The organism is Mycobacterium sp. (assembly GCF_052143115.1).
Lineage (GTDB): Bacteria > Actinomycetota > Actinomycetes > Mycobacteriales > Mycobacteriaceae > Mycobacterium.
In genome coordinates this window covers 21,827-32,775 of sequence record NZ_JBKQTQ010000232.1, presented here as the reverse complement: position 1 = coordinate 32,775, position 10,949 = coordinate 21,827, and the positions used below count along the sequence as shown (strand labels likewise).

The 10,949-nt window shown below is 65.0% G+C and carries 10 protein-coding genes; 2 read left to right on the top strand and 8 right to left on the bottom strand.

The features are described from left to right. Positions 1 to 13: 13 nt before the first annotated feature. From ACLQI9_RS22995 to ACLQI9_RS22980, 4 genes are read right to left on the bottom strand one after another with little or no spacing between them, the layout of a single operon-like run. Positions 14 to 1,033 (bottom strand): aminotransferase class I/II-fold pyridoxal phosphate-dependent enzyme, encoded by a 1,020-nt coding sequence (locus ACLQI9_RS22995; protein ID WP_442378408.1) that lies wholly within the window; start codon positions 1,031 to 1,033, stop codon positions 14 to 16. A gap of 26 nt (positions 1,034 to 1,059) precedes the next feature. Next, a complete protein-coding gene (locus ACLQI9_RS22990; RefSeq protein WP_442378407.1) occupies positions 1,060 to 2,079 on the bottom strand; it encodes a 3-oxoacyl-ACP synthase III family protein in 1,020 nt (339 codons plus the stop codon). Between the two features lie 7 nt (positions 2,080 to 2,086). Further along, positions 2,087 to 2,752, bottom strand: coding sequence for an SRPBCC family protein (locus ACLQI9_RS22985; RefSeq protein ID WP_442378406.1), 666 nt, complete (start codon positions 2,750 to 2,752; stop codon positions 2,087 to 2,089). Beyond that, a complete protein-coding gene (locus tag ACLQI9_RS22980) occupies positions 2,733 to 4,487 on the bottom strand; it encodes a thiamine pyrophosphate-binding protein (protein WP_442378405.1) in 1,755 nt (584 codons plus the stop codon). Before ACLQI9_RS22980 ends, ACLQI9_RS22985 begins: the two co-directional genes overlap by 20 nt. A 111-nt stretch (positions 4,488 to 4,598) precedes the next feature. Here ACLQI9_RS22980 and ACLQI9_RS22975 point away from each other — a divergent pair, with 111 nt between their 5' ends. Both ACLQI9_RS22975 and ACLQI9_RS22970 read left to right on the top strand, forming a co-directional pair. After that, positions 4,599 to 5,783, top strand: a complete 1,185-nt coding sequence (locus ACLQI9_RS22975) for a flavin-containing monooxygenase (RefSeq protein ID WP_442392247.1) — start codon at positions 4,599 to 4,601, stop codon at positions 5,781 to 5,783. A 32-nt stretch (positions 5,784 to 5,815) separates the two neighbouring features. After that, positions 5,816 to 7,156 (top strand): FAD-binding oxidoreductase, encoded by a 1,341-nt coding sequence (locus ACLQI9_RS22970; protein WP_442392246.1) that lies wholly within the window; start codon positions 5,816 to 5,818, stop codon positions 7,154 to 7,156. Positions 7,157 to 7,206: 50 nt separating this feature from the next. Here ACLQI9_RS22970 and ACLQI9_RS22965 read toward each other — a convergent pair whose 3' ends face one another. From ACLQI9_RS22965 to ACLQI9_RS22950, 4 genes are all read right to left on the bottom strand, one after another. Continuing rightward, the gene (locus tag ACLQI9_RS22965) at positions 7,207 to 7,947 is read right to left on the bottom strand and encodes an anti-sigma factor family protein (RefSeq protein WP_442378402.1); all 741 of its coding nucleotides are present in this window, start codon (positions 7,945 to 7,947) and stop codon (positions 7,207 to 7,209) included. A 112-nt stretch (positions 7,948 to 8,059) separates the two neighbouring features. Further along, positions 8,060 to 8,593 (bottom strand): sigma-70 family RNA polymerase sigma factor, encoded by a 534-nt coding sequence (locus ACLQI9_RS22960; protein WP_442378401.1) that lies wholly within the window; start codon positions 8,591 to 8,593, stop codon positions 8,060 to 8,062. A 75-nt stretch (positions 8,594 to 8,668) separates the two neighbouring features. Then, positions 8,669 to 10,369: a carotenoid oxygenase family protein gene (locus tag ACLQI9_RS22955; protein WP_442378400.1), complete on the bottom strand. Its 1,701-nt coding sequence runs from the start codon at positions 10,367 to 10,369 to the stop codon at positions 8,669 to 8,671. Continuing rightward, the gene (locus tag ACLQI9_RS22950; RefSeq protein ID WP_442378399.1) at positions 10,366 to 10,890 is read right to left on the bottom strand and encodes a sigma-70 family RNA polymerase sigma factor; all 525 of its coding nucleotides are present in this window, start codon (positions 10,888 to 10,890) and stop codon (positions 10,366 to 10,368) included. Before ACLQI9_RS22950 ends, ACLQI9_RS22955 begins: the two co-directional genes overlap by 4 nt. Positions 10,891 to 10,949: the final 59 nt, after the last annotated feature.

The window sequence follows — 10,949 nt, the reverse complement described above, 5'->3', positions numbered from 1 at the left end:
CGATGCGAACGTTCTATAGCGACTTTTCCGCCGCGGACAGCACTGCCTGAGTCGACGTAAGGTCGCCGACAGTAATCCGTGCACCGCCATCGGGGTAGGAGCGGACCTGCACCCCGCCCTCAGCGAACACATCGCGCCACGGGCGACCCCGACGCCTGGGCGGCAGGTAGACGAAGTTGGCGTGTGAATCGGTGCTGTAGATCCCCATCGCCATCAGCCGCAGGCGCAGATGGTTGCGCTCGGCGGTTATCCGACGAATGCGGTGTGCAAGCTGGGCTTCGGCGTCATACGAGGCAGCTACCGCCGCCGCACTGACATTGCTCATGCCGAACGGCAATTGCATGGTCCACAGCGTGCTCGCGAGCTCAGGAGCGGCGAACCCATAGCCGATCCGCAGCCCGGCGAGGCCGTAGGCTTTGGAAAAGGTGCGCAGCACAACGACATTCGGAAAGCGCCGGATCAGGTTCGGCGCGTCGATTCGGTGCCTGTCGGCAACGAACTCGATATAGGCCTCGTCGAGCAGCACAACCGCGTCGGTCGGGATCTGCCTAAGGAACCATTCGACAGCCGAGACGGGCTCCAAAGTTCCGGTCGGATTATGCGGTCGGCACAACACCACCACACTCGCGTCCGCGGCGGCCTCAGCCATCGCCGCCAGGTCGTGATGGCCATACTGATTGAGCGGGACGTTCACCGGAGTCAGACGGGCCATTTGCGCGAAGATCGGGTACCCGTCGAAAGTGGGCTGGCTCAGCACAATCCGCTCACCGGGTCGGGTAACGGCATGCAGAACCTGCATCGCCACGCCCGAGGCCCCCGCTCCGAGCACGACCTGCTCCTCACCAACTCCGACTCGGTCCGCGATCAACCGCCGCAGCTGCCCGGGCAGAAACTCCGGATAGCGGTTGGCCGCATCGATCGAGTGCACCAGCGCCGAGCGGACCGCCGGCAGCGGCGGAAAAGGGCTCTCGTTGAGCGACAACGCGAGTGGATCAACCGCCTGCGGCAGGGCAGAGAGGACCTCGGCGGTCATCGAGCTTCCGTACGCCAGCTCAGTCATCAGTCTCGGCCGCCCCAGCGGATTGCCGCCGCGCCGGCGAAGTCGCCGGCATGAGCGAACGCGGCCATCATGACCACGTCGCCGGCCGCGAGCTGACCCTCGGAGATGGCTCGATCAAGGTTGACCGGGATGCCGGCACCGAACAGGTTGCCGCAATCGTCAAAGGTGTCGCGGTGACGTTCCTCGGGCACCTCGAGCGCCTCGCGCCAATTGCGCAGGAACACCCGATTAGGCTGGTTGGTGACCAGCAAGTCAATATCTTTGGCACTCAGCCCGATTCGGTCACACACTGCCAGCGCTACCTCGGGAACCTGACGGTTGCCGCGGGCCAGTACCTTGGCGATCTTGGTTTCGGTGAAGCCGATGCAACCCTCACCGGGCCCGGGCTCCCAGTACTTGCGGGGCGGGTCGATGGCGATCGTCATATCGCCCGCGTATTCACCGTAGGTGCGGCATTCGATATCGAGAATCGGTGAGTCGTCCGACAGCGTCACCAGGCCCACCGCGGCGCCGTCGCCCGGAACCGATGACTGCGCCTTGCGCCGCACTCCCGGCTGGTCGAAGACCTGCCCCGCCGTATTCTGTGCGATCGCGATCAGCGCGGTGCGCCCCTCGCCTGATGCCAACAATCGACGGGCCACCTTGAGCGCCAACACGAACGCCGCACACCCGCCGTTGTGCAGATCAAGCACCCAGTTCGGGCGCATGCCGAGCCGATGCGCCATCCCGCCGCCCCCGCCATAGAACGGCATGTCCGGCAACTGGGTGTGGGTGATCAGCACGTCGACATTTTCGATCACGTCGCGGCCGTGCCGCTCGATCAGCCCTTGCGCAGCGCGCTCGACCATGTCGATCGCGGTCTCGTCGGGTCCGACGTGATGGCGGAACGTGGGCGCCCGGAACATGAGGTTCTCACGCAACTCATCGGATCCGGCGAATTGTGCATAGTAGTCGGCACCGATCGGCTCGCCGGGAAGATACGTCGAGACGTCGATGAGGCTGACAGCGGGCTCAGTCACGACACTCTCATCTCATCCAGGCCGGGGTGACCGGCAGACCGTTGCGGTGGCGGTATTCGGCGATGGTCTTGAGGTTGTTCAGCTCCAGCCCGTGGCCTGCACCGAACAAGTCCCAGAAGTCGCCGACCCAGCCGGTGCGCTCGGGCGGCCCGGCGTCGGGGTACGGGTTCTTGTCGTAGAACGGATGACGGCAATTGGTCCACAGCACAACAGAACCGGGCTTGTCCAACACCACCTGCGCATCGAGTACCCGCATCAGGTAGATCATCCACAGGTGCTTGCCCTGGTCCCATGCGCAGTGGTAGTCGACGGTACGCGCCTCGGCGTTGGCAACCGTGCGAGTGTAGATCTCGGTGTCCGGAAGCAGCTTGTCGTAGGCCAGCCAGAGTCCGGGTTCCTCGGTAGGGGTGAAGCCCCGCAGGGTGTAGGTCCACTCCTCGAGGCTTCGGGTGTCCGACAGGTACGCGAAGAGTTCGTCGGGCGGGCAGTCGACGTAGTCGTTGACCGTGCAGTACTGGCCGAAAACCTCTTGGTGCGGGTACACCGACCGCATCTTCGAGAGGAAGGTTCCGGCGGTCTGCTCCAGCGGCGTGGTCTCGATGCGCACCACCCCGTCGATCGGGACGGTGGTGCCGGTATGGGTGACGATATCGTCAAGCGCTGGCAGCGACATTTATGTGGTCCTCCTGTGTGTGTGGAATCTGTTGATTGACAGACTTGTTGGCTAATGGCACGTCGAGAAAGGGTGCAAAGGGCGGGATTTCGTCGGCGGCGCACTCGACGCTGACCACCGACGGGCCGTCGACGGCGAGTGAGCCGTGCACCGCCGCGGCCAATCCTTCGGCGTCGCTGACGTCGACCGATGTCAGTCCCGGGAACATCGCGGCCAGACCGGCCCCGAGCCGGCTGGGAGCGAATCGGTTGTAGCTGTAGAGGTCGTCGTAGTAGAGCTGCTCACGGGTCACGCACATGGCATGGGCGTTGTTGTTGAGCAACACGAAGGTCACTGGAAGCCGGTAATGCAGCGCGGTGTGCACCTCCATGCCATGCATGAAGAACGCGCCGTCTCCGGCGATCACCACCACCCGCCGGCCCGGCGCCTGAGCTTTCGCGCGGCCGAACGCCATCCCGATACCGGCTCCGAAGCTGTAGCCCATGCCGCCCATACCCAGCGCGACCGCGAACCGGCCCTTTCGCCGCACCGGCAGGTAGTGAATGGCCGCTGCGCCGGTGTTGCCGGCATCAACGACGATGTCCACTTCGTCGGGCAATGTGTGATCGAGCTCGGTCATGGCGTCGCGGTAGCGCACACCCGGGCCGTCGAAAGCTGGCGGGGTCAGCTCCGTGTGCGCCACTACATCGGGCACCCGAACCCCGGTGGGCCGCCCCGCGCCGGAAAGCGCAAGGGTCAGCATCCGCAACGACGCACGCAGATCGTCGGTGTGGACATGGGTGCAAGCGAGATACGGCGGCGCCGACCCGATGGAAATCGTTCGCACCGTCGTCAGTGCGTCGTCGAGACCGGCGCGCGCGGTCACCGATAGCCGGGTACCCACCACCAGGCACAGCCCACTGCCGGCCACCGCATCGGCCACCCCGGGGTGACCCATGACACCGGTAACCCCCAGGGCCGACGACGAACCAAAGCCCGGTGTTCCGGCGGCATCTTTGGCGTCCGGCACGCATGCCACCCGGGCGCGCAATACCGCGCGCAGCGCCGACAGCTCGGCTCGGGCATCGTCGCGAGCCACCTGTTCGCCGGCGATGATCGTGACCGGTCCGGTCACTCGCCGCAAAGCGCGCACGATCGGATGCGGGTCACCGATGGATCGTGGCCGCTCGACTTCCGCATGGCGTCCACCATTGCGGCCGTTGATGTGCAGGTCCGACTGTTGAATGTCCTTGGGCAGCAACAACACTGCCGGGCCGCCCGCTTTTGCCGCGGCAACGGCGGCCGGTAACGCCGACACGATGTCGGCGGGCGTCATGATCCGTCGGCAAAACACCGACGCTTGCGAAAACAATGCCTCGGCGTTCAGTGAACCGTTGCGGCCGCTGGTGTCTTGAAAGCTGCCGCGACCATCCATGGTTGTCGCTGGTTGGCCCACCAAAGCCAACACCGGTATCCGGCTGGTGAACGATTCACCCAGGCCGGGAAGCAGATTCAGCGCTCCCCCACCGGACGTCGCCGCCACCACACCTAAGCCCGCGCCGCTGCGGCTGTATCCATCGGCCATCGTGGCGGCGGAGAACTCGTGCTTGGCCAGCACGGCGGTGATATCGGACCGGAAATATGCGGCGTCGTAGAGATCCTCGATGTTGGCCCCGTCGACCCCGAATATGTACTCGACTCCGATTCCCGCGAGATGCCCGACAATGTGGTCGACCACTCGGTGATTCCTCGGCATACCAGGTACACGACTCGCGGGGGACTTGGGTTCACACGGAGTCGCGATGAACCACACAGCGACGTCAACCGTGTTACGGGCGGGACCCGTGACTAAGGAGCCATGCCGCCTGTGTTCAATGACCGCCAGAGCAGACCTGACGTCGTCGTCATTGGAGCCGGGCCTTCCGGTCTCGCTGTCGCGCGCGAACTCGACCATCGCCATCGGATTTCGGCTCTCGTCGTCGAGAAGGCAGCAGCACCTGCGGTTTCGTGGCGGAATCGCTATGACAACTTCCGCCTGAACACGAACGGGTTCTTGTCACATCTTCCGGGGCAACGGATTCCTCTGACGGCCGGCCGTTGGCCGACCAAGGAGGACATGGTCCGCTACTTCGACCGTTACGTGCGGCTTCAGAACATCACGCTTGCGCTCGGATGTGAGGTCAACCGCATCGACCGCGCAGCCGGGGACTGGCTGGTCGACACCTCGGCGGGGGAAATCCGGACATCTGCCGTCGTGCTGGCCACCGGCAAGTACCACACGCCCGCCGTCCCGGCCTGGCCTGGCCTCGATCATTTCAGCGGCGAGCTGGTGCATTCCGGCGACTTTCGCAACGCTTGGCCCTATCAAGGCCGCGACGTTCTCGTTGTCGGCGCAGGCAATTCGGCCGCCGACATCGCCGTCCAGCTGGCCGACAACGGCGCCCGCAAGGTCTGGCTGGCGGTGCGCACACCACCACATCTGGTGCGGCGTGCCATGGGCCCGATTCCGTCGGACGTCTTTCTCGAATTGTTCGCGCGGGTGCCTGCGCGCATCGTCGATCCGCTGATCGCGCGACTCAATCGTCTACTGTTCGGTAATCTTTCGGTCTACGGATTCCACCGGCCGCCGCTCGGACTGAAGGCGACCGTGGAACAGCGAGGCCGGATCCCGACGCTGGCCGATGAGCTTGTCGACGCCGTCCGCGCCGGCCGCGTCGAGGTGGTAGCCGCGGTGGCGGCGGTTGAGTCCGGCCGGGTGATCCTCGATGACGGCACAGCGGTCAGGCCTGAGGTGATGGTCGCCGCAACAGGATTCAGCACCGATCTAGACGGTCTGGTCGGACACCTCGGTGTGCTTGACGAGCACGGCGACCCGCATGGCGGTTTTGCCTCGGACCTCGGCGACGGGATGTTCGCGATCGGCTACGGTATTCCGCCCAGCGGCCCGCTGCGGGCGATCCGGCTGGCCGCAACGCCGTTGGCCCGTCAGGTCGCGGCATACGTGACGGCGAGGTCGTTCGGCACGGCACCATCGCTAACCATCGCCGGCTGACCGGCCGCCACCCGAACATCAAGGGGAATCGAATGGCTTTGCACTCCAAAAAAAGGTTTTTCTACCGCGGTGCGAACGGATACGAAGCAGCCCGCCGCGAAACGGTGTGGAATAACATTCTGCCTGACCGATTTCCCGATGTGATCATGCAGGCGTGTGAGGCCAAAGACGTCGTCGCGGCGCTGCGCTTCGCTCGGGCGCAGGGCTATCGCGTCGGCGTCCGTTCGGGTGGGCACAGCTGGAACGCCAGCCATCTGCGCGACGGTGGCATGCTGCTCGATGTCAGCCGCCTCGATCACTGCAGCGTCGACACAGATCGGATGATCGCACGCGTCGGGCCCGGCAAGATCGCCAGCGTCTTTGCCACCGAGCTCGACGCACAAGGCCTTTTCTTCCCCGCCGGCCACTGCGAAGGCATTCGCCTCGGCGGCTACCTGCTGCAGGGCGGATACGGCTGGAACAGCAGGGTCGTCGGACCAGCCTGTGAGAGCGTGCTCGGACTGGAGGTCGTCACCGCCGACGGTGAAAAGGTCTACTGCGATCCCGAAAATCACCCCGACCTGTACTGGGCCGCTCGCGGCTCCGGACCGGGCTTCTTCGGCGTGGTCACCTCGTTCACATTGCGGCTTCACCCACGCCCGGCCGTCTTGGGCACGTGTTTGTACATGTACCCGATCGAGGTCGCCGACGAGGTATTCAGCTGGGGGCGCTCAATCAGCAGCGAACTCGACGATCGGGTTGAACTGCAAATCCTGACCTCGCGCGGCGCCCCGGAAACAGGATCCGACGGGCCCAGCATCACTATTGCCTCGCCGGTCTTCGCCGACTCAGAAGATGAGGCCACGAAAGCGCTTGCGGCTCTGGGCACCTGCCCGGTCATCGACCAGGCGACCGCCAGCCTTCCCTACATGCCGACCACATTGGCCAATTGGTACGCGGCGGTGATGACCAAATACCCCGAAGGACACCGGTACATCGTTGACAACATGTTCACGTCGGCCTCGGCCGAAGAGCTGCTGCCGGGAATCCGCAAGATCATCGAGACGATGCCACCGCACCCCTCCCACCTCGTTTTCGCAGGGTGGAAGCCGTCCGCGGACCGCACGGACATGGTCTACGGGCTGGAGGACGAGATCTATATGGCGCTCTACACTTCCTGGCACGATCCGGCTGACGATGAACGCTATTCCGATTGGGCCGCGTCGAATATGGCGGCGATGTCGCATCTCGCGACCGGCATCTCGCTGGCCGACGAGAATCTGGCCCGACGTCCGGCAAAGTTCATCACCGATCCGAACATGGCGCGCCTGGATGAGGTGCGCGCTGCCTACGACCCCGATGGACTGTTCCACAGTTGGATGGCCCGCGGGTAGCGGGTAGTCCGCCGAGTCGAATCCTATTGCCCGACTGTAATTTACAGAATTTACAGCGAGCGCTCGAGCAGTACGTGGCCGTTGTCGGCGGAAACCACTTGCACCGCTGCAATCTGGCCGACCGGTGTCGAGATGCTGCCGGCGGGCGTCGCGGTATGGCCGGGGTCGGCTACCCAGGTCGCCAGCTGGGTGTGGGTGCCATCGCGGTTCACGACCACCATCGCCAGCTTGTCGTGGTGGGCGTACACCGGCGCCAGGCAGACGCACCGCAGGTCGATGACGGTGCCCCAGTTTTGGCTGCTGAGCGACACCGTGGAGGCCAGCGCCTTCGTTCCAATCTGGGCCATCGGCATTGCCGACACGCTCGCCTGCGGCGGCGCAGACGTCGGAGAATGGTTCGCAACGCCGACGAACACACCGATCGCCAGCACAGCGGCAGCGGCGGCCGACGCTGACCACGTCATCACGCGCGAGCGGTGCCGCCGCCGGCGCACTGCGAACAGCAACGACGGCAGCAGGTTCGGAGCCGCCGGGGGCTCGGCGGTCTGGTCGGCCTCGATCGCGGCCACCGTGTCGCTGTCGAGCTTCGACAGTAGGGCCGGCATACCGCTGAGCTCGGCGACGGCCTGGGTGCACAAAGGACACCCGCTCAGGTGCGCCTCGAACTCACGTCGGTCGGCCGGTGACAGCGATCCGAGCACGTAGGCGGCATCCCACGTCGCGTACTCGTGGCTGTCGCCCGCGGGCACGCTGCTATCGCCCGGCGGACCGAAGCCCTGGATCAGTCTCATCGTCTTACCCCATGTGCCCTCATGATCAAGTATTCGGAGCCGACGGCGGCCCGGATGGTTGTGGCGATCAGGCGCCCAAGACCCACGGCCGTCGGCATAGTCCGTCGCACCATCATCGGGTCACGCCCATCTCTTGCAGAGTGAGTCGCAATGCCCGCACGGCATAGTGTAGCCGCGATTTCACGGTGCCTTCGGCGATGTCGAGATCAGCCGCGATCTGAGCGGTGCTCCAGCCTCGGTAGTAAGACCGCTCGACAACGGCACGATGTTCAGGCGACATCTGGGCCATCGCGTCCGCGATCAGCAACCGGTCCAGCGCCGAGTCCACTTCGTCGGGAGCCGCTTGCTCGGGTGCCCCTGCTTCGTCCAGCGAGCCAACAATATTGCGGAACTTTGGGCTGCGCCGTTCGTCGATGATCATGTTGCGGGCAACGGTGAACAGCCACGCACGCGCCGGACGTTCGGTGTCGCCGATGACCTCTGGATGCTGCCATGCCCGCAACAGCGTCTCCTGGACCACGTCTTCGGCACGGCTCGCGTCGCCGGTCAACCGCATCGCATAACGCCACAAAGCGCCGGCGTGCTCGTCGTAGAGCGCCTTCATCAACGCCTCTTCGGCGTTTGCTGCGCTGGCGACTCGGCTCACTCGATTACCTCCTGATAGAGATACGAGTTGCCCACCCTTCCGGTTCATCGCGGCAGCACTCCCAGGGTCTGGCAGTTAGTCCGGGATCCAGTTGCCGTGGAATCCGTGCGGGACCCGGCGGGGCAGGCGGACGCGAGCCACCGGGTCACCCTCGAAGTCCGAAGCATCGATGATGACCAGCTCACTGCCGTCGGTTACCGGGTCGTAGACGTAAGTCAGGTACCAGCCGGCGAGCTCGTCGGACTCCCCGACGGCCGGTGCGAACACCGCCTCGCCTGGCGCACTCGGCGCTCCATGGCTGCCGTCGGCGCCGAACCGGTGCTCGGACGCGGTATCACGCTGCAGGTCATAGCGGACCAGCGCGCCGCTACCGACGGCCACGGAATAACGGGCGGCCGCGCCGGCCAGCCGGTCGTCGACGCGCGGGAACTCCACACCGCGGTCGTCGAGTTGGCTCTCCTCCACCATTCCGGTGTCCAGGTTGATGCTCCAACGCCACAACTCGGCATCGGTCCCGAACTCGCTTCTGTCGCGCCACATCTCCGGGTAGCGGAGGACTTCCAGCACAACTGAGTTCCCATTGTCATAGGAGTTGGCGACGTGGAAGACGAAGCACGGGTCGATGTCGAACCAGCGCACCGGACCATAGGGATCGTCGCGGCGCAGCACCCCCAGGCGAGCACCGTACTGGTCCTGCCACCGGTACGGTAAATCCCGCTCGTTTTGTTGCGTGAACGCAAGGCTCAGGTTGAACAGCAGCGGCAGGTCCATGAACACCACATGGTCTGCGGTCAGCGCGAAGTCGTGCATCAACGTCAGCGCGGGGACGTCGATGGGACGATCGATTGTCAACTGGCCGTCGGCGTCCGCGCGGTGGTAGATCACATGGGGTTCGAAGATGTTGCCACTCCCGAAGAAATGCATTTCGCCGGTAGCCGGGCAGATCTTCGGGTGCGCGGTCATCGAGTCCATCAACTTGCCGCCGAAGTCGTAGGCGCCCAATGTTTCCAGGTCGTTGCTGATTTCATAGGGCAGCGAGAATTCCATCAGCGCAAGGGTTTTGCCGGCGTGACGGACGACATGGGTATTGGCGATGCTGGCGTGCAAATTTCGGGTGCCGTCGTCGTTGTAGTTCGGGAAGGGACGCTCGAAGCTTTCGGTGCGCACCCAGCGGTTGCGGTACCACGCGGCGCGGCCGTTCTCCAACCGAACTCCGTGGACCATTCCGTCACCGACGCACCAGTGGCCCGCGCCTGAGCGCGGGTTTGGGCCGTTGCGCAGGTACCAGCCGTTGAGTTCGGCGGGGATGCTGCCTTGCACCGGTAGATCGAAGGCGGTCAGTTCGTCGTGGACGGGAGCGTAGTTGCCGGTGCGAAAGACCGGGAAGACGGTCTGGGCGTCCACCACCGCCGCCGGAATCAGCGACGGTGGGGGCTCGGAGCGATCTGACGCGGCGGCGGACCGCTGGTCCGCCCTCGCCAGCAGCGACGTCATCAGGTCAGGGCACGGCGGCGCGGCGGTCGACTCGTCGGCGAAGTCGGGCGCAACAACGTGGTCGTAGTCGAGCAGCGACAGCAGCGGTGAGACGGCGGTCAGCTCGGTGACGGCCTGGCGACACGAGGCGCAGCCGACCAGGTGCGTCTCGAATTCGAGCCGGTCGGCATCGGCTAGTGCGCCCAACACATACGCCGCGTCCCACATCGCGTAGTCGTGCTCGCCGTCGAGCATGTCGGGTTCACCGTCGCGGGGGAACTTTGAGTCTCGAGACTCCGTCATCGCGTCACCCCCATTTCCAATAGTGCTTGGCGCAGGCCTCGCAGCGCGTAATGCAGCCGCGACTTCACCGTGCCCTCCGCAATCCCGAGATCGGCGGCGATCTGCGCTATGGTCCAGCCCAGGTAGTACGAGCGCCCGACCACCGCGCGGTGCTCGGCGGACAGCTGCGCCATCGCATCGCCGATCAACGCCCGGTTCAGCACCCCAGTCTGCTCATCAGGACCCGCCGGTTCCGGCGGGCCAGAGCCGTCCAACGACATCATCTCGTTGCGGAACCGGGCGCTGCGCCGGTCGTCGATGACCATGTTCCTGGCAACGGTAAAAAGCCAACCGCGTGGAGACTGCCCGTTATTGAGGACGTGCGGATGCTGCCATGCCCGCAGCAAAGTCTCCTGCACCACGTCCTCGGCATGCGCAGAATCCCCGGTCAACCGCCACGCATACCGCCACAAAGCAGCGGCGTGTTGGTCCCACAGCCGCTGCATGGCGTTCGCATCCGCGCCGGTGCCCGGTATGTCCATCACCAGCCTCTCGGTGATGACACGGTTCAGATGTCCGTTTGGTTCACTCGGTTCTCAGT

Excerpts from the sequence above, each read along its gene's own strand:
- ACLQI9_RS22995 (WP_442378408.1), bottom strand. The coding sequence starts at position 1,033 with ATGACCGCCGAGGTCCTCTCTGCCCTGCCGCAGGCGGTTGATCCACTC.
- ACLQI9_RS22985 (WP_442378406.1), bottom strand. The coding sequence starts at position 2,752 with ATGTCGCTGCCAGCGCTTGACGATATCGTCACCCATACCGGCACCACC.
- ACLQI9_RS22980 (WP_442378405.1), bottom strand. The coding sequence starts at position 4,487 with ATGCCGAGGAATCACCGAGTGGTCGACCACATTGTCGGGCATCTCGCG.
- ACLQI9_RS22970 (WP_442392246.1), top strand. The coding sequence starts at position 5,816 with ATGGCTTTGCACTCCAAAAAAAGGTTTTTCTACCGCGGTGCGAACGGA.
- ACLQI9_RS22965 (WP_442378402.1), bottom strand. The coding sequence starts at position 7,947 with ATGAGACTGATCCAGGGCTTCGGTCCGCCGGGCGATAGCAGCGTGCCC.
- ACLQI9_RS22955 (WP_442378400.1), bottom strand. The coding sequence starts at position 10,369 with ATGACGGAGTCTCGAGACTCAAAGTTCCCCCGCGACGGTGAACCCGAC.
- ACLQI9_RS22950 (WP_442378399.1), bottom strand. The coding sequence starts at position 10,890 with ATGGACATACCGGGCACCGGCGCGGATGCGAACGCCATGCAGCGGCTG.